The sequence below is a fragment of the Streptomyces sp. NPDC001380 genome, from assembly GCF_042895785.1.
GTDB lineage: Bacteria > Actinomycetota > Actinomycetes > Streptomycetales > Streptomycetaceae > Peterkaempfera.
This window is the reverse complement of record NZ_JBIAWP010000005.1, coordinates 191,898-218,480: the sequence shown is the minus strand read 5'-3', so window position 1 is coordinate 218,480 and position 26,583 is coordinate 191,898. Positions and strand designations below refer to the sequence as shown.

The 26,583-nt window shown below is 76.5% G+C and carries 20 protein-coding genes and 1 pseudogene; 13 read left to right on the top strand and 8 right to left on the bottom strand.

The genetic code is table 11. The features are described 5' to 3' along the window. Window positions 1-5 precede the first annotated feature (5 nt). From ACFY07_RS09055 to ACFY07_RS09040, 4 genes are all read right to left on the bottom strand, one after another. On the bottom strand, window positions 6-1,532 hold the full coding sequence (locus ACFY07_RS09055) for an exopolysaccharide biosynthesis polyprenyl glycosylphosphotransferase (protein ID WP_390868058.1): 1,527 nt from the start codon (window positions 1,530-1,532) through the stop codon (window positions 6-8). Between the two features lie 563 nt (window positions 1,533-2,095). Next, window positions 2,096-3,259: a glycosyltransferase gene (locus ACFY07_RS09050; protein WP_390868119.1), complete on the bottom strand. Its 1,164-nt coding sequence runs from the start codon at window positions 3,257-3,259 to the stop codon at window positions 2,096-2,098. 146 nt (window positions 3,260-3,405) lie between these two features. Next, window positions 3,406-5,916 (bottom strand): MFS transporter, encoded by a 2,511-nt coding sequence (locus tag ACFY07_RS09045; protein WP_390868057.1) that lies wholly within the window; start codon window positions 5,914-5,916, stop codon window positions 3,406-3,408. Window positions 5,917-6,228: 312 nt separating this feature from the next. Then, complete coding sequence (locus ACFY07_RS09040) at window positions 6,229-6,963, bottom strand: FadR/GntR family transcriptional regulator (RefSeq protein WP_390868056.1); 735 nt, start codon at window positions 6,961-6,963, stop codon at window positions 6,229-6,231. 163 nt (window positions 6,964-7,126) lie between these two features. Between ACFY07_RS09040 and ACFY07_RS09035 the strand changes: the two genes are divergently transcribed. Beyond that, the gene (locus ACFY07_RS09035; RefSeq protein ID WP_230651408.1) at window positions 7,127-7,669 is read left to right on the top strand and encodes a gluconokinase; all 543 of its coding nucleotides are present in this window, start codon (window positions 7,127-7,129) and stop codon (window positions 7,667-7,669) included. After that, window positions 7,666-9,096, top strand: a complete 1,431-nt coding sequence (locus tag ACFY07_RS09030) for a gluconate:H+ symporter (protein ID WP_390868055.1) — start codon at window positions 7,666-7,668, stop codon at window positions 9,094-9,096. The genes ACFY07_RS09035 and ACFY07_RS09030 overlap by 4 nt, the downstream gene beginning before the upstream one ends. 87 nt (window positions 9,097-9,183) lie before the next feature. On the opposite strand, the gene ACFY07_RS09025 is transcribed toward ACFY07_RS09030, so the two are convergent. Further along, window positions 9,184-9,624, bottom strand: coding sequence for an SRPBCC family protein (locus tag ACFY07_RS09025; RefSeq protein ID WP_390868054.1), 441 nt, complete (start codon window positions 9,622-9,624; stop codon window positions 9,184-9,186). 150 nt (window positions 9,625-9,774) lie between these two features. Between ACFY07_RS09025 and ACFY07_RS09020 the strand changes: the two genes are divergently transcribed. The 4 genes from ACFY07_RS09020 (at window position 9,775) to ACFY07_RS09005 (ending at window position 14,047) form a co-directional block, all read left to right on the top strand. Next, entirely contained in the window at window positions 9,775-10,821 is a 1,047-nt protein-coding gene (locus tag ACFY07_RS09020; RefSeq protein WP_390868053.1) for an Rv2578c family radical SAM protein, read from the top strand. A gap of 23 nt (window positions 10,822-10,844) precedes the next feature. Then, entirely contained in the window at window positions 10,845-11,690 is an 846-nt protein-coding gene (locus ACFY07_RS09015; protein ID WP_390868052.1) for a HipA family kinase, read from the top strand. A gap of 198 nt (window positions 11,691-11,888) precedes the next feature. Continuing rightward, window positions 11,889-13,064 (top strand): lactate 2-monooxygenase, encoded by a 1,176-nt coding sequence (locus ACFY07_RS09010; protein WP_390868051.1) that lies wholly within the window; start codon window positions 11,889-11,891, stop codon window positions 13,062-13,064. 11 nt (window positions 13,065-13,075) lie between these two features. Continuing rightward, entirely contained in the window at window positions 13,076-14,047 is a 972-nt protein-coding gene (locus tag ACFY07_RS09005) for a 2-hydroxyacid dehydrogenase (RefSeq protein WP_390868050.1), read from the top strand. A gap of 217 nt (window positions 14,048-14,264) precedes the next feature. On the opposite strand, the pseudogene ACFY07_RS09000 reads toward ACFY07_RS09005, so the two are convergent. Together ACFY07_RS09000 and ACFY07_RS08995 are read right to left on the bottom strand one after the other, a co-directional pair. Then, window positions 14,265-15,203 (bottom strand): annotated as a pseudogene (locus ACFY07_RS09000) (DNA-3-methyladenine glycosylase family protein); the annotation flags it as partial. Then, window positions 15,146-15,841 (bottom strand): helix-turn-helix domain-containing protein, encoded by a 696-nt coding sequence (locus ACFY07_RS08995; protein WP_390868049.1) that lies wholly within the window; start codon window positions 15,839-15,841, stop codon window positions 15,146-15,148. The pseudogene ACFY07_RS09000 and the gene ACFY07_RS08995, both read right to left, overlap by 58 nt. Before the next feature lie 86 nt (window positions 15,842-15,927). Between ACFY07_RS08995 and ACFY07_RS08990 the strand changes: the two genes are divergently transcribed. Next, window positions 15,928-17,160 carry a benzoate/H(+) symporter BenE family transporter gene (locus ACFY07_RS08990; protein ID WP_390868047.1) on the top strand — a complete coding sequence of 411 codons (1,233 nt, stop codon included), beginning with the start codon at window positions 15,928-15,930 and terminating at the stop codon, window positions 17,158-17,160. A gap of 88 nt (window positions 17,161-17,248) precedes the next feature. Here ACFY07_RS08990 and ACFY07_RS08985 read toward each other — a convergent pair whose 3' ends face one another. Further along, the gene (locus ACFY07_RS08985) at window positions 17,249-17,779 is read right to left on the bottom strand and encodes an MOSC domain-containing protein (RefSeq protein WP_390868118.1); all 531 of its coding nucleotides are present in this window, start codon (window positions 17,777-17,779) and stop codon (window positions 17,249-17,251) included. A gap of 575 nt (window positions 17,780-18,354) precedes the next feature. On the opposite strand from ACFY07_RS08985, the gene ACFY07_RS08980 reads away from it, so the two are divergent. From ACFY07_RS08980 to ACFY07_RS08955, 6 genes are all read left to right on the top strand, one after another. Continuing rightward, the gene (locus ACFY07_RS08980; RefSeq protein ID WP_390868046.1) at window positions 18,355-20,130 is read left to right on the top strand and encodes a 3-hydroxyacyl-CoA dehydrogenase family protein; all 1,776 of its coding nucleotides are present in this window, start codon (window positions 18,355-18,357) and stop codon (window positions 20,128-20,130) included. 164 nt (window positions 20,131-20,294) lie between these two features. Further along, window positions 20,295-21,230 carry a TetR family transcriptional regulator gene (locus ACFY07_RS08975; RefSeq protein ID WP_390868045.1) on the top strand — a complete coding sequence of 312 codons (936 nt, stop codon included), beginning with the start codon at window positions 20,295-20,297 and terminating at the stop codon, window positions 21,228-21,230. A gap of 346 nt (window positions 21,231-21,576) precedes the next feature. Beyond that, on the top strand, window positions 21,577-22,914 hold the full coding sequence (gene ccrA / locus ACFY07_RS08970) for a crotonyl-CoA carboxylase/reductase (RefSeq protein WP_390868044.1): 1,338 nt from the start codon (window positions 21,577-21,579) through the stop codon (window positions 22,912-22,914). Window positions 22,915-22,929: 15 nt separating this feature from the next. Further along, window positions 22,930-24,987, top strand: coding sequence for a protein meaA (locus ACFY07_RS08965; protein WP_390868043.1), 2,058 nt, complete (start codon window positions 22,930-22,932; stop codon window positions 24,985-24,987). A gap of 35 nt (window positions 24,988-25,022) precedes the next feature. Continuing rightward, window positions 25,023-25,985: an HpcH/HpaI aldolase/citrate lyase family protein gene (locus ACFY07_RS08960; protein ID WP_390868042.1), complete on the top strand. Its 963-nt coding sequence runs from the start codon at window positions 25,023-25,025 to the stop codon at window positions 25,983-25,985. Window positions 25,986-26,016: 31 nt separating this feature from the next. After that, complete coding sequence (locus ACFY07_RS08955) at window positions 26,017-26,535, top strand: MaoC family dehydratase (protein ID WP_390868041.1); 519 nt, start codon at window positions 26,017-26,019, stop codon at window positions 26,533-26,535. The last annotated feature ends 48 nt before the right edge of the window (window positions 26,536-26,583 follow it).

The following is a 26,583-nucleotide window of genomic DNA, read 5'->3' as shown; positions in this document are numbered from 1 at the left end:
GGCGGTCAGCTCCCGTCCGGGCGGATCAGCGAGGCGGCCGTGCGCAGCAGGATCTTGACGTCCTGCCACAGGCTCCAGCTCTCGATGTAGTGGTTGTCGAAGCGGGTGCGGTCCTCGATGGAGGTGTCGCCGCGCAGCCCGTGGACCTGGGCGAGGCCGGTGAGGCCGGACGGGACGCGGTGCCGGTCGGCGTACTCGGGGTGGGCCTGGGTGAAGCGCATGACGAAGTACGGCCGTTCGGGGCGCGGCCCGACCAGGCTCATCTCGCCGCGCAGCACGTTCCACAGCTGGGGCAGCTCGTCGAGGGAGGTGCGGCGCAGGAGGCGGCCGACGCGGCCGACGCGGTGGTCCTGGGCGATGTTCCAGCGGGTCGCGGACTCGTGCTCGTCGGCCGGGCGCAGGGTGCGGAACTTCAGGAGGGTGAACGCCCGCCCGCCGAGCCCCACCCGCTGCTGGCGGAAGAGGACCCCGGGACCGTCGTCGAGCCGGACGGCGAGGGCGCACAGGGCCAGCAGCGGCGCGGCCAGCACGAGCAGGACGGCGGCGGCGGCGACGTCCAGGGCGCGCTTGGCGGCCCGCCGCACGGGCTGGCGGCCGGGCCGGCCGAGCCGCAGGCAGGGGAAGCCCCACAGGTGGTCGCCCTGGGCGGGCCTGCGGTGGCCGTGCAGCAGGGCGCCGTACTCGCGCAGTCCCGGCACCAGCCACAGGTCGCAGCCGAGGCGGGCCGCGGCGCGGATCGCGGCGGCGGCTCCGGCGTCGGCGTCCTCGGCGGCGACCACCAGGTGCCGCACCCCGCGGCGCCGGACCTCCCGCTCCAGCACCTCGCACCCGCCGAGCACGGGCACGGGGAGCCCGTCGGGCAGCGGCACGGGGGCGGTGTCCAGGTGGCCGACGGGCCGCATGCCGTACCGGGGGTGCTCCAGGAGGGTCGCGGCGACCTGCCGCCCCAGCCGTCCGGCGCCGACGACCAGGACCGGCCGCGGATCGCGGCGGCGGATCCGCAGCAGGGCGGCGTGGGCGGCGGCGCGGGCGAGGACGACGAGGACGGTGTACGCGGCCAGCAGCCGCAGCAGTCCGGTGGCGGTGTCGAGCGGCGGCCACGTGCGGCCGAGGCAGCCGGCGAGGGTCGCCGCGAGGGCGGCGGCGACGGCCGCCCGGCCGGCGAGGGCGGGCAGCTCGTCGAGGACGGAGGGCGACAGGCGGCTGCGGTGGAGTCCGCCGGAGCCGTTGAGCAGGAGCAGCGCGGACAGCAGGGCGCCGGTCTCGGGCAGCAGGTCGGCGGGGGTCCAGGGGCGGCCGTGGGCGGCGAGCACGGCGATGCAGGCCGCCGCGGCGTCGGCGGCGAGCAGGACGGCGGGGAGGGCGGCCTCGGCCCGGTCGGTGAGGCTGCGGCGGCGGACGGGGGCCGGGGCGGTGGCGGGCGCGGGGGCCGGGGCGGGCACGGAGGGGGGCGGGGCGCCGAGCCGGGGGGCGGCGCCGCCGAACGGTGCGAGCCGTCCGGAACGGGGCGCGCTCTCGTTCTCAATGCTCATCCGCGCACGTACTCCCCTGCTGTGTGCCCTGGTCCGGGTCGCTCCGGTCCGCCGGGGCGGCCCGGGTGGGACCCGCCGCCCCGGTCGGTCCCCGTCCGCCGGGCCGCAGCCGCGGGACGGGTACCGGCAGAGCCAGACATTCCAGACATTACCGACGATTTTTGGACAGGCGGTCAGTTGACTTGCCCTTTCACCCGGCTGCCATTCATCCGGTGCACGCTCCCGGGGATCCGGGCGCGGCGGGGTCCGGCGCCCCGGCGGCCTCCGGCGCCGCCGCCCGGAGGGCCGCCGACCCGCGCCCCTCCCCTGGCGGCGCGCGGGGGCGCCGCCGGACGGCTGCACGCCCCGGCCGGACGTCGCCCGCCTCCCTGGAGGGCGTGCGCGCCCTCCAGGAGGGGCGCGCGCACCCCTCGCGGAGGCGGGCACTGGAGAAACGATCAGGACGGCGGCCGGGACACGGGCCGCCGGGACACGGGCGGCGGGCGGCGGGCGGCCGGGCGGGCCGCGGCCGCCCGGAACGCCGTCCGATCAGGTGCGGGACGGGCCCGGGGCCTGACGGAGGTTCACCCGGACGGGGCAGGCGGGACGGGCCGGGCGGACGAGCCGCCGCCCGCCAGCAGCTCGCGGTAGAGGGCGCCGACCCCGGCCGCCGTCCGCGCCACGTCGTGCCGGGCCGCGACGTGGCCGCGGACCGGCCCGCCGCGGCGGGCGCACCCGGCGCGGTCGCCGAGCGCCGACGCCAGCGCGTCCGCCAGCGCCGGCGGGTCCTCCGGGGGCACCAGGGCCCCCGGCAGCTCCCACGCCGGCAGGCACTCGGCGGCGCCGGGCACGTCGGTCAGCAGCACCGGGCGGGCCGCCGCCATGGCCTCCAGCGGCGCCAGCGCCATCCCCTCCCAGCGGGAGGGCAGCACCACCAGGTCGGCCGCCGCGCACCAGGGGCGCGGGTCGGGCACGTCCCCGGCGAACAGGACCGGCGCGCCCGCGGGCAGCAGCGCCGCACGCGCCTCCAGGGCCGGCCGGTCGGGGCCGTCGCCGACCAGGGCGAGCCGCGCGTCCGGCACCCGGCCCAGCACCCGCGGCCAGGCCGCCAGCAGCAGGTCCTGGCCCTTCTGCCGGCACAGGCGGCCGACGCAGACGGCGAGCGGGGCGAGCGGGTCCAGGCCGAGGGCCCGCCGGGCCAGGCGGCGGTCGGCCTCGCCGGCGGCGGTGTGGCGGTCCAGGTCCACACCGTTGGGGACCACCTCCCAGCGGCGGGCCCGGATCCCGGCCGCCAGCCCCTCGCCGCGCTCCCGCTCGCTGACGCAGAGCACCGCGTCGGCCCAGCGGGCGCCCAGGCGCTCCCAGCGCACGGCCGCGGCGGCGACCGGCCCGGTGGCGGCGGCGAAGGACCAGGCGTGCGGCTGGAAGACCGTCGGGACGCGGCCGCGCACGGCCAGGCGCCCGGCGAGGCCGGCCTTGGCGCTGTGCAGGTGGAGGAGGTCGGGGCGGGCCCGGTCGACGATCCGGCCCAGCCGCCGGGCCTCGGCCGGGACCGAGGGCCCGGGGGCGCGCCGCGCGGGCCAGGGCAGCACCCGGGCGCCGGCCCGCGCCGCCTGCTCGGCCAGCCGCCCGCCGGGCGGGCAGGCCACGGCCACGCGGTGCCCCTCGGCGGCCTGGCTCCGCACCAGGTCCACCGTCACCCGGGCGACCCCGCCGTCCACGGGCTGGGACACATGAAGGATCGTCACGTCCACGTCCGCCAGGCTAGGTTCGCCCGCCTCCGGAGCGGTGCGCCGTCACCCGCACGGGGGACCGGCGGGCGCGCCGGGGGGCCGGACGCGGCGGCGGGCGGCGGGGCACGGCGCGCCGGGGCGGCCCGGCCGGCCGGCGCGGGTCAGTCCGGGCGGTGGGAGAGGTGGAGGTCGCGCTCGGTGTCGCCGTCCTCCAGGCGCAGCGCGGTGGCCACCGGCGGGTAGCCGCTGGCGATCACGGTGTACTCGCCCGGCTGGAGGTCGCCGAAGCGGAAGGAGCCGTCGGCCCCGGTGGTGACCGCGGCGACGACCGTGCCCGCGGGGTCCAGCAGCGTCACCCGGGCGTCGGCGACGGGGTGGCCGCCGGAGGTGCGGACGGTGCCGCGCAGGGTCCCGCTGCCGGCGAGGGCCACGTCCTGGCGGGTCTCGCCGCTGGGGGCGACCGCGACGGCCAGCGCGGCGGGCCGGTGGGCGCGGGCGCTGACGGCCAGGGTGTAGTCGCCGGCCGCCAGGTCGCGGAAGTGGTACGCGCCGTCGTCGTCGGTGTGGCCGGTGGCGACGACCTCGCCGCGCGGGTCGGTGAGGACCACGGCGGCGCCCGCCACCGGGGCGCCCTCGGTGCTGCGGACCGCGCCGCCGAGGCGGCCGGTGCCGCCGAGCACCACGTCCAGGTCGACGGGACGGCTGCCCACGGCGACCGTGACGGCCTGCGGCTGGTGCCCGGACGCGGCGGCGATCAGCACGTAGTGGCCGGGGCGGGGGGCGGCCATGGCCCATCCGCCGTCGGGGCGGCCGACGGCGCGGGCGGCCTGGCGGCCGTCCCGGTCGATCAGGGTGAGGACGGCGCCGGGCACGGCGGACCGGTCCGGCTCGCGGACGGTGCCGCGCAGCGGCACGCCCGGCGAGGGGTGCCCCGCGTCGGGCGCGGCGCGGTCGGCGCCGGAGAGGGCGGTCGCGGCCCGGACGGCCGCCCGCACGGTGTCCCCGGCGGTGTCACGGCCGGTGTGCCCACCGGCTTCGCGGACGGTGCCGTGGTCGGCGGCCGGGGCGGCGGGGGCGGGCTCGGCGGCCTGGGACGGCACGGCGGAACCGGGGGCCGGCTGCATGGCCAAGGGTTTCTCCTTCAGCAGGAAGGCGAGGACGAGGCCCAGCGCCAGGACGGGCACCAGGTACAGGAAGATCCGCGGCATGGCGTCGGCGTACGCGGCGACGTACGCGTGGTGCAGCGGCGCCGGCAGGGCCCGGACCAGCTCCGGGGTGATGGAGTCGGTGTCGGGCAGCGCGGGGCCGCCGGACCCGGCGGCGGGCAGGGCGTGCGCGAGGCGGTCGGTGAGCCGGGCGTGGAAGAGCGAGCCGAAGACCGCCGCGCCGACCGAGCCGCCGATCTGCCGCAGGTAGTTGTTGGCGGAGGTCGCGGTGCCGATCTGGCGCGGGGGAACGGAGTTCTGCACGGCCAGCACCAGGACGGGCAGCGACAGGCCGACCCCGAGGCCGAGGACGGCCATGGCCCCGGCGGTGACCGCGTACGGGGTGTCCTCGCGCAGCAGCAGGCCCAGCAGGGCCATGCCGGCCGTGGAGAGCGCGCCGCCGAGGACCGGGTAGGCCTTGTAGCGGCCGGTGCGGCTGATCAGCTGGCCGGAGCCGATGGAGGCGAGCACGATGCCGCCCATCATCGGGAGCATCAGCAGCCCGGAGCGGGTGGCGCTGGCGCCGTCCACCATCTGCAGGAAGCTGGGCAGGTAGCTGGCGGCGCCGAACAGCGCCACGCCGACCACCACCCCGATGCCCCCGGCGACGGTGAAGACGGGGTCGCGGAAGAGGCGCATGGGGATGACGGGCTCGGCAGCGGCGCGCTCGGCGAGGACGAAGAGCGCCAGGCAGCCGAGGGTGGCGCCGCCGAGGCCGAGGATCACCGGGTCGGTCCAGCCGTACTCGGTGCCGCCCCAGCTCGTGGCGAGGACCAGGCAGGTGGAGGCGGCGGCCAGCAGCAGCGCCCCGGCCACGTCGAGCCGGGGCCGGCGGGCGGGCCGGGCCAGGCCCCGCAGTCCGACCAGGGCGACGAGCAGGGCCACCGCCCCGATCGGGATGTTGACCCAGAAGCACCAGCGCCAGCCGGGCCCGTCGGTGAACCAGCCGCCCAGCAGCGGCCCGGCCACGGAGGAGATGCCGAAGACGGCACCGATCAGGCCCATGTACCGGCCGCGGTCCCGCGGGGGCACGATGTCGGCGATGATCGCCTGGACGCCGATCATGAGGCCGCCGCCGCCGACGCCCTGGACGGCGCGGAAGGCGATGAGCTGGTCGATGGTGCCGCACCAGCCGGCGAGGGCGGAGCCGGCGACGAAGACGGCGATGGCGAACCGGAAGACCCGCGCCCGGCCGAAGAGGTCGCCGAGCTTGCCGTAGAGGGGCAGGACGACGGTGGAGGCCAGCAGGTAGGCGGTGACCACCCACGACATGCGGTCCAGGCCGTGGAGTTCGCCGACGATCCGCGGCAGGGCGGTGGCGACGATGGTCTGGTCGAGGGCGGCCAGCAGCAGGGCGAGCATCAGGCCGGCGAAGACCAGGCGCACCTGACGGGGCGTCATCGTCTCGGCGGCGGTCTCGGGCGGGCGGACCGCCGGCGCCTGGGGTGCGGCCTCCATCACGGACATGCCGTGGATGATGGCAGCCGGCGGCACGCTCCCCGAACCGGTCGTATCGTCGGGCTTACCGCCGCGACCGGCGCGGATGCCGCTTTCGGCCGCCCCGGGGCGCCGCGGTTTCACCCGCACGGGGAGGCCCGCGCCCGTGTCCGCGCCCCGACCGGCGCCCGACCGGGTGAACGGGGCGCACGGTCCTCGGCCGTGGCCGGCCGGCCACGACCGAGGACGGCCGGCCACGACCGAGGACGGCCGGGCGGGGGCCGGGGCGGCCGGGCGGGGCCCGCGGCGCGGGGCCCGCGGGGGCGCCGCTCCGGGCCACGGTCAGCCCAGGGTGGACTCCAGCTCCTCCATGGCCCCGGTGACGATGTCCCGCATCGCCCGCTCGGCCCGCACCGCGTCGCCCGCGCAGACCGCCTCCGCCACCTCGCGGTGCCGGGCGACGGCGTACGGCTGCGGGTGGTGCGGCATCAGGTGGTGCTCGGTGCGGCCGGTGAGGACGGCGGCCACCACCTCGCCCAGGTGCGCGAACATCTCGTTGCCGGACGCCTCCAGCACCAGCCGGTGGAAGGCGATGTCGTGCCCGAGGAAGACCGCGAGGCCGCCGGCGCGGGCCGTGACGGTGAGCTCCACCGCCAGGGCGCTCAGCCGGCGGCGCTGGTCGTCGGTGGCCCGGTCGGCGGCGAGGGCGGCGGCGGCGGGCTCGACGGCCGCGCGCAGGGCGCCCAGCGAGCGCAGCTGGGCGGGGCGCTCGGGGCCGGCCAGCCGCCAGCGGATCACCAGGGGGTCGAAGACGTCCCAGGCGGAGCGGGGCTGCACCGTGATCCCCACCCGGCGGCGGGAGGCGACCATGCCCATGGCCTCCAGGACCCGGACGGCCTCCCGCACGACGGTGCGCGAGACGCCGTACCGGACCTCCAGCTCCTCCATGCGCAGCACGGCGCCCCCGGGGATCGTGCCGGAGGCGATGGCGGGGCCGAGCTCGGCGAGGAGGCGGCCGTGCAGCCCCTGCCCGGCGCCGCCTCCCGTGCCGTCGCCCGTGCCGTTGAAGGTGTCCACCCGACCAGCCTAGAGGGCGGCTGAGACCACATTCATATGACGATTACGTCTCGACGCCTTGAATAAGTCATATCTTTGGCGTCATAGTTCCGTGCAGCCGGGCACGGGGCAGCGGCCCCGCGGGACAGTCCCGCACCGGTCGGACACCGTCAGGAGCACCACCATGGGTCTCAACGCCGAGAACCACCCTTCCTGCATCGTCGTGATGGGCGTGTCAGGGGTCGGCAAGACCACCGTCGCCCGCCTGCTCGCCGAGCGGCTGGACGTCCCCTTCGCCGAGGCGGACGACTTCCACCCGGCCGCCAACGTCGCCAAGATGTCGGCCGGCGTGCCGCTGGACGACGCGGACCGGCAGCCGTGGCTGGAGTCCATCGGCCGCTGGCTGCACGACCGCGACACCGCGGGCACGGGCGGCGTGGTGACCTGCTCGGCGCTGAAGCGGCGCTACCGCGACACCCTGCGGGCGGCGTCGCCCGGCGTGTTCTTCCTGCACCTGACCGCGGACCGCGCGCTCGTCGCGGACCGCATCGGCCACCGCAGCGGCCACTTCATGCCCGCGTCCCTGCTGGACTCCCAGCTGGCGGCGCTGGAACCCCTCGGACCGGACGAGCGCGGCGCCTCGCTCGACGCCGGACCGGGCACGGAACACCTCGTCGAGATGGCCGTGGCCGCCGTGCCCCGGCCCGTCAATGGAGACCTCGCGTGACCCTCTCCCTCGCCACTCCCGGGGCGGCCTCCCTGCTGGCCGCGGCCCAGGAGACCCTGCCCCACAGCAGCAGCTCGGGCAGACTCGTCGCCGCCATGCTGGTCGGCATCGCGGTCATCGTGCTGCTGATCACCCGGCTGAAGATGCACCCCTTCCTGGCCCTCACCCTGGGTTCCGGGGTGCTCGCCGCGGTCGCCGGCGTGCCGTTCGACAAGCTGACCGCCAGCTTCACCACCGGCCTGGGCACCACCGTCGCCGGCGTCGGCGTGCTGATCGCCCTGGGGGCCATGCTGGGCAAGCTGCTGGCCGACTCCGGGGGCGCCGACCGGATCGCCGACACGATCCTGTCCCGCTCCGGGCCGCGGTCGCTGCCCTGGGCGATGGCGCTGGTCGCCGCCGTGCTCGGCCTGCCGCTCTTCTTCGAGGTCGGCGTCGTCCTGCTGATCCCGATCGTGCTGCTGGTCGCCCGCCGCGGCAACCTGCCGCTCATGCGCGTCGGCATACCCGCCCTGGCCGGCCTGTCCGTGCTGCACGGCCTGGTCCCGCCGCACCCGGGCCCGCTGGTGGCCATCGACGCCCTGCACGCCGACCTCGGCACCACCCTGGCCCTCGGCCTGCTGGTCGCCGTCCCCACCGTGGTCGTCGCCGGTCCGCTCTTCGCCCGGGTGGCCGAGCGCTGGGTCGGCCCGCTGGAGATCCCCGAGCGGAACATCACCTCCGACGAGGACCAGGCGGCCCGCGAGCGCGACGGCGTGCGGGTGCCGAGCTTCGGCGCCACGCTGGCCACCATCCTGCTGCCCGTGGTGCTGATGCTCGCCAAGGCCCTGTGCGACGTGGTGGTCGACAACCCCGACGCCATGGCCCAGCGGATCTTCGACTTCGCCGGCTCCCCGCTCGTCGCGCTGCTCGCGGCCGTGCTGCTCGGCATGGTCACCCTCGGCCGGGCGGCCGGCTTCACCAAGGCCCGCATCTCGACCACCATCGAGCGCTCGCTGGCCCCGATCGCCGGCATCGTCTTCATCGTGGGCGCCGGCGGCGGCTTCAAGCAGACCCTCGTCGACGTGGGCATCGGCAACGTGATCGCCGACTGGTCGGACTCCTGGCACATCTCCGCGCTGCTGCTCGGCTGGCTCGTCGCGGTCGGCATCCGCCTGGCCACCGGCTCGGCCACCGTCGCCACCGTCACCGCGGCCGGCATCGTCGCCCCGCTGGCGGCGGAGATGAGCTCCACCCACGCGGCGCTGCTGGTGCTCGCCGTCGGCGCGGGCTCCCTCTTCCTCTCCCACGTCAACGACGCCGGCTTCTGGCTGGTGAAGGAGTACTTCGGGATGAGCGTCGGCCAGACCTTCAAGTCCTGGTCGGCGATGGAGACCGTGATCTCCGTGGTCGCGATCGTCCTCATCCTGCTGCTGGGCCTCGTGGTCTGACCCCGGCGGCCCCGCACAGCGGCGGCGCCCCCGTCCCCGGCCGGAACCGGGACGGGGGCGCCGCCGCGTCCGCGGCCGCGCGGGCCGTCAGCGGACCTCGGCGGCGAGGCGGTCCAGCACCTCGCCGTGGATGCGGTTGAGGCCCTTGGGCGCGAAGGTGCGCTCGAAGAAGCCGCCGATGCCGCCCGCGCCCTGCCAGGTCGTCTCCACGACGACCTTGGCCCGGCCCTCACCCGCCGGGGTGACCGTCCAGGTGACCACCATGCTGGAGTTGGCGTCGGTCTCCACCAGGCGCCCCGGGGAGGGCTCGGAGACGGTGAGGAGGCAGTCGCGCACCCGCTTCTCGGTGGCCTGGAGCCTCCAGTGCACCTGCGTGCCGGCGCCGGTGCCGCCCCGGCGCACCTCGTACTCGCTGTACTGGGCGGGCAGCAGCCGGGGCCGGACCTGCCCGTAGTCGGCCAGGGCCTCGTAGACCCGCTCGGGCGAGGCCTCCACCACCCGCTCCGTGACGGCGTACACCTGCGACATCTGGCTGCTCCTCATGGCTCGTCGTTGCGCGCGGGACGCGTCCCGGGCGGCCGCGGCGGCCGCCCGGTGGACAGCCAACCACAACCGATCTTCGAATATCTGTTCTAATCTGGTCCCCTGGGCACCGCAACCGGCGAGGAGGACCGCACGATGCGCTGGGACGACCTGCGGAGCGACCCCCCGGCCGACGGCCCCGCCCCCGCCGGACCGGCCGCCCTCTTCGGCGCCGGCACGGTCGTCCGGCGGTTCGACACGCCCGAGTTCCGCGGCGTCACCTTCCACGAGGTGCGGGCCCGCTCGATCCTCAACCGGGTGCCCGGCGCGTCGCGGATGCCGTTCGAGTGGACGGTCAACCCGTACCGGGGCTGCACCCACGCCTGCGTGTACTGCTTCGCCCGCCGCACCCACGAGCACCTCGGCCTGGACGCGGGGCGCGACTTCGACACCCAGGTCGTGGTCAAGGTCAACGCCGCCGAACTGCTCCGCCGCGAGCTGGCCTCCCCGCGCTGGCGCGGCGAGCACGTCGCCCTGGGCACCGACGTCGACTGCTACCAGCGGGCCGAGGGCCGCTACCGGCTGATGCCCGGCATCCTGGAGGCGCTGCGCGACCGGGCCAACCCCTTCTCCGTCCTCACCAAGGGCTCCCTGGTCCTGCGCGACCTGGAGCTGCTGCGGCAGGCCGCGGCCGTCACCGACGTCTCCGTCAACGTCTCGGTCGGCTTCACCGACCGGGAGCTGTGGCGCGGCGCGGAGCCCGGCACACCCTCCCCGCAGAAGCGGCTGGAGGCCTGCCGCACGCTCACCGACGCGGGCGTCCCCTGCGGGGTGCTGATGGCCCCGGTGCTCCCCTACCTCAGCGACTCCCCCGAGCAGCTCCGGGCCACCGTGCGGGCGGTGGCCGAGGCCGGCGCGGTCTCCGTCACGCCGCTGGTGCTGCACCTGCGGCCGGGCGCCCGCGAGTGGTACACGGCCTGGCTGCGGCGCCACCACCCCGGGCTGCTCCCCCGGTACGAGGCCCTGTACGGCGACTCCGCCTATGCGCCGCGCTGGTACCAGCGGCGGATCACCCGGGCCGTCCACGAGATCGCCGCCGCGTACGGCTGCGGCCCGGCCGGGCCCGGCGGCCCGCGGCGGATCCCCCCGGCCGCCGCGGGGCCGGCCGCCGCCGCGGGACCGGTGCAGCTCACCCTGCTGTAGCGGACCCCGGTTAGGCTGGCCGGGTGCTGAACGAGGTGACCGCCCTGCGCTACCTGGAGCCGCTGCGCGCGGGCGGCTCGGTGCCCGGGGTGACCGAGACCGACGACCTGGGCACCTACGTGGTCAAGTACGCGGGCGCCGCCCAGGGCCGCAAGGCGCTGGTGGCCGAGGTGGTCGTCGGGGAGCTGGCGCGGCGGCTCGGCCTGCGCGTGCCCGACCTGGTGCGGGTGCGCTTCGACCCCGCGGTGGCCGCCCACGAGCCGGACCAGGAGGTGCAGGACATCCTGCGCGCCAGCGCCGGCCTCAACCTCGGCATGGACTTCCTCCCCGGCGCCCGCGACTTCGCCCCCGAGGCCCTGCGGGTCGACCCGGCCGAGGCGGGGCGCGTCGTCTGGCTGGACGCCCTGACCGCCAACGTCGACCGCACCTGGCGCAACCCCAACCTCATGGTCTGGCACGGCTCGCTCTGGCTGATCGACCACGGCGCGGCGCTGGTCTTCCAGCACCGCTGGGCCGACGCCGCGGCCGCCGTCACCCGCCGCTACTCCCTGGCCGACCACGCCCTCGGCGTCTTCGGCCCGGACGTGGCGGCCGCCGACGCGGCGCTGGCACCGCTCGTCACCGAGGAGCTGCTGCGCGAGGTCGTGGCCCTGGTGCCGGAGGAGTGGCTGGCCGGCGAGCCCGGCTTCGGCTCGGCGGAGGAGCTGCGCGAGGCGTACGTCGCCCACCTGGCCGCCCGCGCCGCCGCCTCGGAGCTGTGGCTGCCCGACGGCTTCGCCACCCCCGAGCAGCTGCGCGCCGCCGAGGCCCGCCGCACCGCCGCCACCCTGGCGGGGCGCCCGGCCTGGCTCCAGCACGTCCGCGGCTGACACCCGGAGGGGCCGTCCCGGCGCCGCCGCGGGCCGCCACGGCGCCGCACCGGTTTGTCACCCGGTGACAAGCGGGACCGTCGGCGCTGAGCCGCCCCCTGGACCCGGGCGGGCGGCCCGTACGAGGATCCCGGTGCGGGGATCATGGTCCGGCGGCCGGGACGGTCCGGCGGCCGGAGCGAGCGGAGGGCGGGCGCCATGCAGGGACGGGACTGGTCGGCGTTCCAGTTCGAGGTCTACCTGAACGGGATGGACGGCACCGTCCCCCGGCTGCCCACCGACCTGACCCGGCTGGAGGAGCTGGCCGCGGCGCGCCTCGCCCCCGGCCCGGTGGGCTACGTCGCCGGGAGCGCCGGCAGCGGCCGCACCGAGCGGGCCAACCGGGAGGCGCTGGACCGCTGGGCGATCGTGCCCCGGATGCTGCGCGACGTGCGCGAGCGCGACATGGGCGTGGAGCTGTTCGGGCGGCGGCTGCCCGCCCCCGTGGCGCTGGCCCCGGTCGGCGTCCTGTCGATCATGCACCCGGACGCCGAGTCGGCGGCGGCGCGGGCCGCGGCCGCCCTGGGCCTGCCGTTCACCCTCTCCTCCGCCGCGAGCACCACCCTGGAGCAGGTCGCGGAGGCGATGGGCGAGGGCGCCGAGCGCTGGTTCCAGCTGTACTGGCCGAAGGACCGCGACGTGTGCCGCTCCTTCCTCGCCCGGGCGAAGGCCGCCGGGTACACGGCGCTGGTCGTCACCCTGGACACCTGGCTGCTGGCGTGGCGGCCGCGCGACCTGGACCGGGCGTACCTGCCGTTCCTGCACGGCGTCGGCACCGCCAACTACTTCTCCGACCCCGCCTTCCGCGCCGGGCTGGCCAAGCCGGTCGAGGAGGACCCGCGGGCCGCCGTGCTGCACTGGGCGCAGATGTTCGCCGACCCCGGCAAGACCTGGGAGGACCTGGGCTTCCTGCGCGAGCACTGGGAGGGCCCGATCGTCCTCAAGGGCGTCCTCCACCCCGACGACGCCCGCCGCGCGGCCGACGCCGGGATGGACGGCGTCGTCGTCTCCAACCACGGCGGGCGGCAGGTCAACGGCGCCGTCGGCGCCGCCGACGCGCTGCCGGGCGTCGCGGACGCGGTCGGCGACCGGCTGACCGTGCTCTTCGACAGCGGCGTGCGCACCGGCGACGACGTGCTCAAGGCCCTGGCGCTCGGCGCGCGGGGCGTGCTGCTGGGCCGCCCGTACGCCTACGGGCTGGGCCTGGACGGCGAGGCGGGCGTCACCCACGTGCTGCGCAGCCTGCTCGCCGAGTTCGACCTGACCATGGCGCTCTCCGGCCACACCCGGCCGGCGGAGCTGACCCGCGACGTGCTGGTCCGGCACGGCGCCTGAAGGAGCATCCGATGACCGACCGCACGGACCTGCTGGCCGTCGTCCCCGCCCACCTCGGCGGCCGGGAGGTCGGCGCCGGGCTCGCCGCGGCCCTCGCCGACCGGGCGGAGGTCACCGTGGTGGAGTCCGCCGGCGAGGACCCGGCGGCGCTGGCCCGCGCCCGCGTGCTGCTCACCGCGCTGGCGCCGGTCACGGCGGAGGACCTCGCGGCCGCGCCGGGGCTGGAGTTCGTCCAGTGCGCCAGCCACGGCTTCGACTACGTGGACGTGGCGGCCGCCCGCAGCCGCGGCGTCACGGTGGCGACCATCGGCTCCAGCGGCGCCGAGCACCACGACGTGGCCGAGCACACCTTCGCGCTGATGCTGGCCCTGGCCAAGCAGGTCGTCCCCGCGCACACCGCCCTGGCGGCCGGCGAGTGGGCCGCCCGCCGGCTGCAGCCCGCCCTCACCGAACTGACCGGCAGAACCCTCGGCCTGGTCGGCTTCGGGGAGATCGGGCAGCAGGTCGCCCGCCGGGCCGCCGCCTTCGACATGACCGTGCTGTACACGGGCCGCACCGCCCGGCCGGAGGCCGAGCAGCGGTACGGCGCCCGGCGGGTGGGGCTGGAGGAGCTGCTGCGCAGCGCCGACTACGTCTCCCTCCACCTGCCGCTGACCCCCGGGACCCGGCACCTGCTGGACGCGGGGCGGCTGGCGATGCTCAGGCCCACCGCGTTCCTGGTGAACACCTCCCGCGGGGCGCTGGTGGACCAGGAGGCACTGGCCGACGCCCTGGAGGCGGGCCGCCTCGCCGGGGCCGGGCTGGACGTCTTCGACCCCGAGCCGCCCGCCGCCGGCCACCGGCTGCTGCGGGCGCCGAACACCGTCCTCACCCCGCACATCGCCGGCGTGACCCGCGAGACGCTGGTCCGCATCGCCCTGGCGGCGATCGGCAACGCCGCCGCCTGGCTGGAGGGCCGCACGCCGCGCGACGTGGTGTCCTGACGCACCGCCGGATCCCCGGCGGTGCGGCACCGCCGGCCGCGCCCCGGCCCCCGGCCCCCGCCCGCCGGTGCAGGCCCGGGGCGCGCGCCGGACGCACCGGCGCGGGCACCGCCGTCCCGGCGGCGCGTCACTCCGCGGACGCCCCGCGCCCGCGCCGGTCGCGGCGCCCTTCCGGGGCGGGCCGGGCGGCGGGCGCCGCCCCGTCCGGCGCGGGCCCGGGGAGGCGGGTGGCCGCGTGGCCGCCGGTCGCCCACAAATACTGCACGGCGTAGGCCCGCCACGGCCGCCAGGCCTCGGCCCGCTCCGCGAGGGCCGCGGGCGTGGCGGGGAGGCCGAGCCGGACGGCCGCCTGCCGGACGCCGAGGTCGCCGGGGAGGAACGCGTCCGGGTCGCCGAGCGCCCGCATCGCGACGGTCTCCACCGTCCACGGTCCCACGCCGGGCAGGTCGGCGAGCTGCTGCCGGGCCTGCCGCCGGTCGGCCCCCGGCGACAGGTCCAGCCGCCCCCCGGCCAGGGCCTCCGCCAGGGCGGCCAGCGTGGCGCGCCGGGCACGCGGCAGCGCGAGGTGCTCCGGGTCCAGGGCGGCCAGCGCCGCGGGCGCGGGGAACAGGCGGGTGAGCCCGCCCTCCGGGTCCTCCACCGGCTCTCCGTACCGGTCCGCGAGGCGGCCCGCGTGGGTGCGCGCCGCCGCCGTGGAGACCTGCTGCCCGAGGACCGTGCGGACGGCGAGTTCGGCGCCGTCCACCGCGCCGGGCACGCGGCGGCCCGGGGCCGCGCGCACGACCGGGGCCAGGACGCCGTCCCGGAGCAGGAGGCCGTCCACGGCCGCGGGGTCGGCCTCCAGGTCGAGGAGCCGGCGGCACAGGGCGGCCGCGGCGGGCAGGTCGCGGGGGTCGGCCAGGAGGAGCCGGCAGCCGACACGGCCGGGCTCCGGGCGGAGCGCGGCGACGGCCGGGCCGCCCGGCAGCCGCAGCGTCCGCCGGTAGGCGCCGTCGCGCCACTCCTCCACGCCGGGGACGGCGGTGGCCGCCAGGTGGCCGAAGAGGCTGCCGGGGTGGAGGGGGGCCCGGAAGGGGAGCCCGAGGGAGAACACGTGCCTCACCGGCCCCGCTCCTCCCCCGCCGGGCCGCCGGGCCGGGCCGGACCGCCGGAGCCGGTCGGACCGTCCGGGCCGCCGGGGCCGGCCGGACCGTCCGGGCCGCCGGGGCCGGCCGGGCCGTCCGCGGGCGGGGCGTGGTGGCGGATCAGCAGGGAGGCGGCGACCTCCTCGCCGCCCAGGGCCTCGTAGACGTGCGGCACGTCCGAGACCCAGTGCGCGTGTCCGCCGGGCGGGACCGTGACGGGCGCGCCGGCCGGGCCGACGCGGGCCGTGCCGGAGAAGACGGTGAGGTGCTCGGTGGCGCCGAGCGGGTGGGCGGGCGAGGTCTGCACGCGGCCGGGGCGGATGCGCAGCCGGTACAGCTCGGTGGTGACCGGGCCGTCGGCGAAGGTCTCCAGCAGGACGGCGGAGACGGCCGCGCCGTGGACGGGGGCGGGGGGCTCCGGGGCGTCGCCGGGGCCGCCGGGGCCGCCGGGCCCCGTGAGGACGGCGGCGAGCGGGACGTGCAGCTGGGCCGTGACCGCGTAGAGGGTCTCGATGGTCGGGTTGCGGGTGCCCGCCTCCAGTCCGGAGAGGGTGGCCTTGCCGACGCCCGCACGCAGGGCCAGCTCCGACAGGGACAGGCCGCGTTCGGCGCGCAGCCGCCGGACGCGGCGGCCGACCTGGGCGGCGAAGGGCTCAGGGTTCTCCTCCACGGGACCAGTATCCGGGATGGCGTTCCGTTTCCGGAACGGTGCGCCTAGACTTCCGTTCCGTTTACGGAACGAAGGAGGGGTGCGGAGTGGAACGCGTCCTGCAGCCCGTCCTCGCGGGCACCGTCCTCGCCGTGGTGGGCTTCGCGAGCTCGTTCGCCGTGGTGCTCGCCGGGCTGCGGGCCGTCGGCGCCGACGAGGAGCAGGCGGCGTCCGGCCTGCTGGCGCTCTGCCTGGCGATGGGCGCCACCGCGATCGTCCTCGGCCTGCGGTACCGGATGCCGCTCAGCATCGCCTGGTCCACGCCGGGCGCCGCCCTGCTGGCCGCGTCGGGCCACCGGCAGCACGGCTACCGCGAGGCCCTGGGCGCCTTCCTCGTCACCGGCCTGCTGCTGCTCCTGGCCGGGCTGTCGCGGCGCTTCACGCGGCTGCTGGAGGCGATCCCCGCCCCGCTGGCCTCCGCCATGCTCGCCGGGGTGCTGCTGCCGCTCTGCCTGGCACCGGTCCGGGCCGTCGTGGAACTGCCCGCCGCGGCGGGCCCGGTGGTCGCCGTCTGGGCCGTCCTGCACCGCCTCGCCCGCCGCTGGGCCGTACCGGGTGCCCTGGCCGCCTGCGCCGCGGTCCTCCTGCTCACCCGGCACCACCCGGCGCACGGGACACCGCTGCTCCCCTCCCTCACGGCGACGGCGCCCGCCCTCTCCGCGGGCGCCGTGGCCGGCATCGCGGTCCCGCTCTTCGTCGTCACCATGGCCTCGCAGAACATCGCCGGGGTGAGCATGCTCGCCTCCTTCGGCTACCGGGCGCCGCTGCGGCCGGTCCTCGCCACGACCGGGCTCGCCACCATGGCCGGCGCGCCCTTCGGCGCGCACGCCGTCAACCTGGCCGCCATCACCGCCGCACTCGCCGCCGGGCCCGACGCCCACCCGGACCCGGACCGGCGCTGGATCGCGTCCGTCACCGGCGGCGCCGTCCACCTGCTGCTCGGCCTCGGCGCCGGGGTGACCGTGTCGCTGGCGGCCTCCTCGCCGCCGCTGCTCGTCGAGACCGTCGCGGGCCTGGCCCTGCTGGGCACCCTGGGCTCGGCGCTCCGGGCCGCCGTCGCGGACCCGGCGGTGCGGGACGCCTCGGTGGCCGCGCTGGTGGTGACCGCCTCCGGCGTCGCCCCCCTCGGCGCCGGGTCCGCCCTGTGGGGGCTGCTGGCCGGACTCGCCTTCCACGCCCTCCTCGGCGGAGGGCGGCGGCGGGCCGCACCCCCGGAGGAGGGGGCGACGGAGAGGAGGACGACGGAGCAGGGGACGGCGGAGCTCGGCGCCAGGCCGTGAGGAGTTCGCCGGGGCCGCCGGCGGCTGACGCGGCGGGCCGCGGGGGCCGGGCCGCCGCGGACCGGCGACGGCTCGGACCGGCGACGGCTCAGACCGGCGCGAGGGGCCGGTGGGGCTCCGGCGGGAGCTCGACGGCGACGGGGTCGCCGGGGCGGACCTCGCCCCCGGCGAGGACGACGGCCATCACACCGGCCCGGCGGACCGGGCGGCCCCGCTCGTCGCGGCCGAGGACGGCCCTGAGCAGCCCCGGCCGGTAGCCGTCGATCTGCGGGCAGGGGTTGCGCAGGCCGGTGACCTCGACGACGGCGTCCGCGCCGAGGCGCAGCCGGGTGCCGGCGGGCAGGGCGAGCAGGTCGACGCCGCGGGTGGTGACGTTCTCGCCCATCCCGCCGGGCGGCACGTCGAAACCGGCCTCCCGCAGCTCGGCGTGGAGCTCGGCGTGGAGGAGGTGGACCTGGCGGAGGTTGGGCTGCGAGGGGTCCCGGGCGACCCGGGAGCGGTGCTGCACGGTGGTGCCGAGGTGGGCGTCGCCCTCCACGCCGAGCCCGGCGAGCAGCCGGATGCGGTCGCGGGACGGCTTGCTGAAGGCGTGCCCGGCACCGCTGCTCACGGCGGTCACGGTCGGGGCTGCGGTCGGGGCTGAGGTCGGGGCTGCGGTCACCGGGGGACGGCCTCCCTGCTCGGACGGTACGGGCGGTCCCCGCATGGTCCCAGCCCGGCGGGGGCGGGGCAGGGGGACGGCCGTCCCCGGCCCCGCCCCCGGGTTCGGAACCGGGCCGGGGGACGGGGCCGAGAGGTGCGCTGCGGCCCGCCGCGGATCGCCGCGCACCCCTTCCTACCGGACGGTAACCGGGGCTACAGTGGCGGGAGCACCACCGCCGGGCCTCGGGAGCCGCACCGGCGGGGTCCCGTCCGCCGCGCCACCGCGCGGCCCAGGGCGGGTCGGCGTGCCTGCTCCCGTCACCGCCTCCGCGGTCCACCGGGGGCCCCGCCCCCGGCCCCGCCTGTTCGCGGGCTTCCTGCGGCGGGACGACAGCACCGCCCCCGCACCACGTCACCACCGGGTTCCGGCCGGAGCGGAACGGCCTCCCGGTGGGGTGCGGCAGCCGTCACCCTCCCCTTCCCCCGTCGCCCGCGACCCGCCTCCCCGTGCCGGGGAGCGCGCCGCGCGGGGCCACCCCGAGGAGCCAGGACATGGACCGTCCCTTCCCCACCGTCGCCGTCGTCGGCCTGGGCACCATGGGTGCCGGCATCGCCGTGGCGGCGGCCCGCAGCGGCCGCCGGGTCGTCGGCATCGAGCTGGACGGCGCCGCCGCCGAGGCCGCCCGGACCCGCATCGAGGAGTCCACGGCCCGCGCGGTGGCCCGCGAGCGGATCACCGCGGAGGAGCGCACCGCGCTGCTGGGGCGCATCGCGTACACCGACCGGCTGGCGGACGCCGCCGCCGCCGACCTGGTGGTGGAGGAGGTGCCGGAGGACCTGGAGCTGAAGCGGGAGGTCTTCGCCGAGCTGGACCGGGTCTGCCCGCCGGGGACGGTGCTGGCGACCGGGACGACCGCGCTGTCGGTGACCCGGATCGCCTCGGCGACGGCCCGCCCGGAGCGGGTGCTGGGCCTGCACTTCTTCAACCCGGTGCACTCCATGAAGCTGGTGGAGGTGGTCCGCACGGTGCTGACCTCGCCGCAGGTCGCCGAGGAGGTCGCGGAGTTCGCCCGGGACCTGGGGAAGACGCCGGTGGCGGCGGGCGACCGGGCCGGGTTCATCGTCAACGGGCTGCTCTTCGCGTACCTCAACCAGGCCGCCGCGATGTACGAGTCCCGCTACGCCACCCGCGAGGACATCGACGCGGCGATGCGGCTGGGCTGCGGCCTGCCGATGGGCCCGCTGGCGCTGCTGGACCTGATCGGGATCGACACGGCCCGCACGGTGCTGGAGGCGATGTACGCGCAGTCCCACGACCGGCTGCACGCGCCCGCGCCGATCCTGGGCCAGCTGGCGGCGGCGGGGCTGCTGGGCCGCAAGACCGGCCGCGGCTTCTACATCTACGAGGCGCCCGGCTCCTCCCACCTGGCGGCGGGGTCCTCGCCGGCCGCCGCGGCGCGCGTGCCGGGCCGCGGGGTGCGGTCGGTCGGCGTCTGCGGCTCGGGGACGATGGCGACGGGCATCGCCGAGGTGTTCGCCAAGGCCGGGTACGACGTGGTGCTGGTGGCGCGCAGCCAGGAGAAGGCGGACCGGGCGAAGGCCGCCCTGGCGCGGTCGCTGGACCGCTCGGTGGCCAAGGGCCGCCTGGACGAGGCGGCCCGCGACGCGGCGCTCGGCCGGGTGGTCCCCACCGGGCTGCTCACCGACCTGGACGCGGTGGACCTGGTGCTGGAGGCCGTCGCGGAGGACCTGGCGGTCAAGCGGGAGCTCTTCGCCTCGCTGGACAAGATCTGCCGGCCGGGCGCGGTGCTGGCCACCACCACCTCCAGCCTGCCGGTGGTGGAGTGCGCCACCGCCACCTCCCGGCCGCAGGACGTGGTCGGCATGCACTTCTTCAACCCGGCCCCGGCGATGAAGCTGGTGGAGGTGGTCTCCACGGTGCTGACCGCCGACGACGTCACCGCGACCGTGCTGGAGGTGTGCGGGAAGGTCCGCAAGCACGCGGTGGAGTGCGGCGACCGGGCCGGGTTCATCGTCAACGCCCTGCTCTTCCCGTACCTGAACGACGCGGTGCGGATGCTGGAGGAGCACTACGCGACGGTCGACGACATCGACACCGCGATGAAGCTGGGCTGCGGCTACCCGATGGGGCCGTTCGAGCTGCTGGACGTGGTGGGCCTCGACGTGTCGCTGACCATCGAGAAGGTCCTGCACCAGGAGTTCCGCGAGCCGGGCCTGGCGCCGGCGCCGCTGCTGGAGCACCTGGTGGCGGCGGGCTGCCTGGGCCGCAAGACCGGCCGCGGGTTCCGCGACCACGCGCGCCGGTGACCGGCACCGGGGGCGGCCGGCCGCCCGTCGGCGCCGGGGCGGTGGCGTCCCGGTGGCCGCGGCCGGCCGTCCGGCCCGACCAGCGGGTTCCGGCCGCCGGACGGGACGCCGGGCGGCCCACGGGGCCGGACGCCGGGCGCGCCGGGGCGTGTAGCGTTCCACACATGGATCGGGAGCGTGCCGCGGGGCAGCAGGAGACGGGTGGTGGCGGGGCCGCCGGGGGCGGCCACGGGACCGGCGGCCACGCGACGGGCGGGCGCCGGGCGACCGCCCAGCGGCAGCAGATGCGGCAGGACCTGGCGGGCGCGGCGATGGAGCTGTTCGCGAACCAGGGGTACGAGGAGACGACGGTCGACCAGATCGCCGCCGCAGCCGGTGTGGCGCGGCGGACCTTCTTCCGCTACTTCCGGTCCAAGGAGGAGGCGATCTTCCCGGACCACGACGACACCTTGGTCCGGGTGGCCGACCTGCTGGCCAGCGCCGACCCCGAGGAGCACCCGCTGGACGTGGTGTGCCGCGGGATCAAGGAGGTGCTGCGGATGTACGCCTCCACGCCGGCGGTGTCGGTGGCCCGCTACCGGCTGATCCGCCAGGTGCCGACGCTGCGGGAGCGGGAGATCGCGGTGGTGGCCCGCTACGAGCGGCTCTTCACCCGCTACCTGCTGGGCCGCTTCGACGCGGCGGCCGAGCTGTCGCCGACGTGGGAGCGCGGCGGGGACGACGACCCGATGCTGGCCGAGGTGTCGGCGGCGGCGGTGGTCGCGGCCCACAACCACGTGCTGCGGCGCTGGCTGCGGGCCGGCGGCCGGGGCGACGTGGAGGCGCAGCTGGACCACGCCTTCGACGTGATCCGGGAGACCTTCTGGGCGCAGGCCCCGGCGGCCGCCCGCCGCCGGGGGACCCCGCTGGCACCCAGTGCCATGCAGGAGTCCCAGGCGGCACTGGAACACGCGGTGGGGAGCACGGTCAGTGCCACGCCCGGGGGTGAGGTGCTCATCACAGTGGCGCGCACGGACGCCCCGCTGGAGCAGGTGCTGGACGCCGTCCGGACCGCGCTCGGCCGCCCGGCCGAGGGGCGCCAGGACGTACAGTCCCACTGAAAGACCAGGTCGGAGCCGCACCAGGGGCCCGTTCCGCAACCGCGGGACGGGCCCCTGCGCGTGCGTGCGGCGGGGGTGTCCGGGGCCCGTGTTGCGGGGGCGTGTCCGCGGGGTGACGCTGGACGAAACTGATGGCACGCGGTGTCTTTACGAGTGGCACAGCGTGCCAGTACGGTGAGTCCACCGGTCGCGGCGCCGCGGCTCCCCACCTCGGCGCGCCGTTCCCGGACGCCGTCCCCGCAACCCGGGGACGACAGCTCCACCCCGACCACGAACAAGCCGGTGTCCGCTCCCGGCTCCCCCAGACGCCCTGCGCCCTCACGCAGGTACGCCTTCGGAGGCAGCCTTGAAGGAAATCCTCGACGCGATCCTCAACCCCGGCACCACGGCCGCGGACTTCGCCGCACTGCCGCTGCCGGAGTCCTACCGGGCGGTGACGCTCCACAAGGACGAGGAGGAGATGTTCGACGGCCTCGACAGCCGGGACAAGGACCCGCGCAAGTCCCTGCACGTGGACGAGGTCGCGGTCCCCGAACTCGGCCCGGGCGAGGCCCTGGTCGCCGTCATGGCCAGCGCGGTCAACTACAACACGGTGTGGAGCTCGATCTACGAGCCGGTCTCCACCTTCTCCTTCCTGCGCCGGTACGGGAAGCTCTCCCCCCTGACGGCCCGTCACGACCTGCCGTACCACATCCTGGGCTCCGACCTGGCCGGCGTGGTGCTGCGGACCGGACCCGGCGTCAACGCCTGGAAGCCCGGCGACGAGGTCGTCGCCCACTGCCTGTCGGTGGAGCTGGAGAGCGCCGACGGCCACAACGACACCATGCTCGACCCCGAGCAGCGCATCTGGGGCTTCGAGACCAACTTCGGCGGCCTCGCCGAGATCGCCCTGGTGAAGACCAACCAGCTCATGCCCAAGCCGAAGCACCTCAGCTGGGAGGAGGCCGCCTCCCCGGGCCTGGTCAACTCCACCGCCTACCGCCAGCTGGTCTCGCGCAACGGCGCCGGCATGAAGCAGGGCGACAACGTCCTCATCTGGGGCGCCAGCGGCGGCCTCGGCAGCTACGCCACCCAGTACGCCCTGGCCGGCGGCGCCACCCCGATCTGCGTGGTCTCCAACGACCAGAAGGCCGACATCTGCCGCGCCATGGGCGCCGAGGCGATCATCGACCGCAGCGCCGAGGCCTACCGGTTCTGGAAGGACGAGCACACCCAGGACCCCAAGGAGTGGAAGCGCCTCGGCGCCCGCATCCGCGAGCTGACGGGCGGCGAGGACGTCGACATCGTCTTCGAGCACCCCGGCCGCGAGACCTTCGGCGCCTCGGTCTACGTCACCCGCAAGGGCGGCACCGTCGTCACCTGCGCCTCCACCTCCGGCTACATGCACCAGTACGACAACCGCTACCTGTGGATGTCGCTCAAGCGCATCGTCGGCTCGCACTTCGCCAACTACCGCGAGGCGTGGGAGGCCAACCGCCTGATCGCCAAGGGGAAGATCCACCCGACCGTCTCCAAGGTGTACTCCCTGGACGAGACCGGCCAGGCGGCGCTGGACGTGCACCGCAACGTCCACCAGGGCAAGGTCGGCGTGCTCTGCCTGGCCCCGCAGGAGGGCCTGGGCGTGCGCGACGCGGAGCTGCGCGAGAAGCACCTGCCCGCCATCAACCGCTTCCGGAACGTCTGAGCGGGGGCCGCCGACATGACCGAGTCGAACGGGCAGCAGCCCCGGCCGCAGCGGGACCGGCCGTGGCTGATGCGGACCTACGCGGGGCACTCCTCCGCGAAGGAGTCCAACGCGCTCTACCGCCGCAACCTCGCCAAGGGCCAGACCGGCCTGTCGGTGGCCTTCGACCTGCCCACGCAGACCGGGTACGACGCCGACCACGTCCTCGCCCGCGGCGAGGTCGGCCGGGTCGGCGTCCCGGTCGGGCACCTGGGCGACATGCGCGCCCTCTTCGACGGCATCCCGCTGGAGAAGACCAACACCTCCATGACGATCAACGCCACGGCCATGTGGCTGCTGGCGCTGTACCAGGTGGTCGCCGAGGAGCAGGGCGCGGACATCGCCCTGCTCACCGGCACCACCCAGAACGACATCGTCAAGGAGTACCTGTCGCGCGGGACGCACGTCTTCCCGCCCGGCCCGTCGGTGCGGCTCACCACCGACATGATCGCCTACACGGTCGCGCACATCCCCAAGTGGAACCCGATCAACATCTGCAGCTACCACCTGCAGGAGGCCGGGGCGACCCCGGTGCAGGAGATCGCGTACGCGATGTGCACGGCGGTCTCGGTCCTGGACGCCGTCCGCGACTCCGGCCAGGTGCCGCAGGAGCGGATGGGCGAGGTGGTCGCCCGCATCTCCTTCTTCGTCAACGCGGGCGTCCGCTTCGTCGAGGAGATGTGCAAGATGCGGGCCTTCGCCCGCCTCTGGGACACGGTGACCCGCGAGCGGTACGGCATCGCCGACCCGAGGCAGCGCCGCTTCCGGTACGGCGTGCAGGTCAACTCGCTGGGCCTGACCGAGGCCCAGCCGGAGAACAACGTCCAGCGGATCGTCATGGAGATGCTGGCCGTCACCCTCTCCAAGGACGCCAGGGCCAGGGCGGTGCAGCTGCCGGCCTGGAACGAGGCACTCGGCCTGCCCCGGCCCTGGGACCAGCAGTGGTCGCTGCGCATCCAGCAGGTGCTCGCCTACGAGTCGGACCTGCTGGAGTACGGCGACCTCTTCGACGGCTCGCACGTCGTCGAGGCCAAGACCGCCGAGCTGCTCGCCGGCGCCGAGGCGGAGATCGCCAAGGTGCTGGGGATGGGCGGCGTGATCCCGGCGGTCGAGTCCGGCTACCTCAAGGCGCAGCTGGTGGCCTCGCACGCCGCCCGCCGGGCCCGCATCGAGTCCGGCGAGGACAGGGTGGTCGGCGTCAACTGCTTCGAGACCACCGAGCCCAACCCGCTCACCGCCGACCTCGACGCCGCGATCCAGCAGGTCGACCCGGCCGCCGAGCGGGCCGTGCTGGCCTCGCTGGAGGCCTGGCGCGGGCAGCGCGACGAGGCCGCCGTCAAGGCGTCCCTGGAGCGGCTGAAGGCCGACGCGGCGGCCGAGGGCGTCAACCTCATGGCGGCGACCCTGGAGTGCGCCCGCGCCGGGGTCACCACCGGCGAGTGGTCCTTCGCCCTGCGGGACGTCTTCGGCGAGTACCGGGCGCCCACCGGTGTCGGCGGCGCCCCGGTGGCGGTCGCCGCCGAGCCGGGCGGCGAGCTGGCCGCCGTGCGCGAGGCCGTGGCGGCCACCGCCGAGGAGCTGGGCGCGGGCAAGCTGCGGATGCTGGTCGGCAAGCCGGGCCTGGACGGCCACTCCAACGGCGCCGAGCAGATCGCGGTCCGCGCCCGCGACGCCGGCTTCGAGGTGGTCTACCAGGGCATCCGGCTGACCCCCGAGCAGATCGTGGCCGCCGCGGTCGCGGAGGACGTCCACTGCGTGGGACTGTCGATCCTGTCGGGCGCGCACGCCGAGCTCGTCCCCGACGTGCTGCGGCGGCTGCGCCGGGCCGGGGTGGAGGACGTGCCGGTGATCGCCGGTGGGATCATCCCGGCAGCGGACGGCGAGGCGCTGAGGGCCGCCGGGGTGGCCGCGGTGTTCACCCCGAAGGACTTCTCCATCACCACCATCATCGGCCGCATCGTCGACGAGATCCGCCTCGCCAACCGGCTCCGGCCCTGGCGGGAGGCGGCGGACCCCGCACCCGCCGCCCGCTGACGACCCCACCCTCCGGGAAGGACGAACCGAACCCCATGACCGCTGTCAACCGCCTGCGCCCCCGCCGCTCCTGCCTGGCCGTGCCCGGCAGCAACCCGCGCTTCCTGGAGAAGGCGCAGGGCCTGCCCGCCGACCAGGTCTTCCTGGACCTCGAGGACGCCTGCGCGCCGCTGGTCAAGGAGAGCGCCCGCCACACCGTCGTCGACGCCCTGAACAACGGCGACTGGAGCGGCAAGACCCGCGTCGTGCGGGTCAACGACTGGACGACCCACTGGACCTACCGCGACGTGGTCACCGTCGTCGAGGGCGCCGGCCCCAACCTGGACTGCATCATGCTCCCCAAGGTGCAGGACGCCACCCAGGTGAAGGCGCTGGACCTGCTCCTCACCCAGATCGAGAAGACGATGGGCTTCGAGGTCGGCCGGATCGGCATCGAGGCCCAGATCGAGAACGCCAAGGGCCTGGTGAACGTCGACGAGATCGCCGCCTCCTCGCCCCGCCTGGAGACGATCATCTTCGGCCCGGCCGACTTCATGGCCTCCATCAACATGAAGTCGCTGGTCGTCGGCGAGCAGCCGCCCGGCTACCCGGCCGACGCCTACCACTACATCCTGATGCGCATCCTCATGGCGGCCCGCACCCACGACCTGCAGGCGATCGACGGCCCCTACCTGCAGATCCGCAACCAGGAGGGCTACCGGGCGGTCGCGCAGCGCGCCGCCGCCCTCGGCTTCGACGGCAAGTGGGTGCTCCACCCGGACCAGGTCGCCGCGGCGAACGAGGTCTTCTCGCCGACGCAGGACGACTACGACCACGCCGAGCTGATCCTGGACGCCTACGACTGGTGCACCTCGGAGGCCGGCGGCGCCAAGGGCTCGGCCATGCTCGGCGACGAGATGATCGACGAGGCGTCCCGCAAGATGGCCCTGGTCATCGCGGGCAAGGGCCGTGCCGCGGGCATGCAGCGGACGTCCAAGTTCGAGCCCCCGCAGTCCTGACCCCGGCCCTCCCACCCCCGAGGACACCACCATGCAGTTCGGACGCACCTACGAGGAGTTCGAGGTCGGGGCCGTCTACCGGCACTGGCCCGGCAAGACGGTCACCGAGTACGACGACCACCTCTTCTGCCTCCTCACCATGAACCACCACCCGCTCCACATGGACGCGAACTACGCGGAGCGGACCACCGACTTCGGCCGGAACGTGGTGGTGGGCAACTACGTCTACTCCCTGCTGCTCGGCATGTCGGTCCCCGACGTCTCGGGCAAGGCCATCGCCAACCTGGAGATCGAGTCGCTGCGGCACGTGGCGCCGACCTTCCACGGCGACACGGTCTACGGCGAGACGACCGTGCTCGACAAGTGGCCGTCGAAGTCCAAGGACGACCGCGGCATCGTGCACGTGGAGACCAGGGGATACAAGCAGGACGGCACGCTGGTCTGCGTCTTCCGCCGCAAGGTGATGGTGCCGACGGAGAAGTACACCGCGGCGCGCGGCGGCGAGCAGCCCGGCCGCCCGGAGCTCCGCGAGCCGGAGCCCCGCGCCTAGGCCGTCCGACGCCGCCCGGAGCCACTCCGGGCCGCCCGAGCCCCGGCA

Bases quoted from the DNA above. Each gene is read 5' to 3' on its own strand.
- ACFY07_RS09055 (WP_390868058.1), bottom strand. From the start codon at position 1,532: ATGAGCATTGAGAACGAGAGCGCGCCCCGTTCCGGACGGCTCGCACCG.
- ACFY07_RS08980 (WP_390868046.1), top strand. From the start codon at position 18,355: ATGGACCGTCCCTTCCCCACCGTCGCCGTCGTCGGCCTGGGCACCATG.
- ACFY07_RS09005 (WP_390868050.1), top strand. From the start codon at position 13,076: ATGACCGACCGCACGGACCTGCTGGCCGTCGTCCCCGCCCACCTCGGC.
- ACFY07_RS09025 (WP_390868054.1), bottom strand. From the start codon at position 9,624: ATGTCGCAGGTGTACGCCGTCACGGAGCGGGTGGTGGAGGCCTCGCCC.
- ACFY07_RS09035 (WP_230651408.1), top strand. From the start codon at position 7,127: ATGGGTCTCAACGCCGAGAACCACCCTTCCTGCATCGTCGTGATGGGC.
- ACFY07_RS08955 (WP_390868041.1), top strand. From the start codon at position 26,017: ATGCAGTTCGGACGCACCTACGAGGAGTTCGAGGTCGGGGCCGTCTAC.
- ACFY07_RS08965 (WP_390868043.1), top strand. From the start codon at position 22,930: ATGACCGAGTCGAACGGGCAGCAGCCCCGGCCGCAGCGGGACCGGCCG.
- ACFY07_RS08975 (WP_390868045.1), top strand. From the start codon at position 20,295: ATGGATCGGGAGCGTGCCGCGGGGCAGCAGGAGACGGGTGGTGGCGGG.
- ACFY07_RS09020 (WP_390868053.1), top strand. From the start codon at position 9,775: ATGCGCTGGGACGACCTGCGGAGCGACCCCCCGGCCGACGGCCCCGCC.
- ACFY07_RS09045 (WP_390868057.1), bottom strand. From the start codon at position 5,916: ATGTCCGTGATGGAGGCCGCACCCCAGGCGCCGGCGGTCCGCCCGCCC.
- ACFY07_RS08960 (WP_390868042.1), top strand. From the start codon at position 25,023: ATGACCGCTGTCAACCGCCTGCGCCCCCGCCGCTCCTGCCTGGCCGTG.
- ACFY07_RS09010 (WP_390868051.1), top strand. From the start codon at position 11,889: ATGCAGGGACGGGACTGGTCGGCGTTCCAGTTCGAGGTCTACCTGAAC.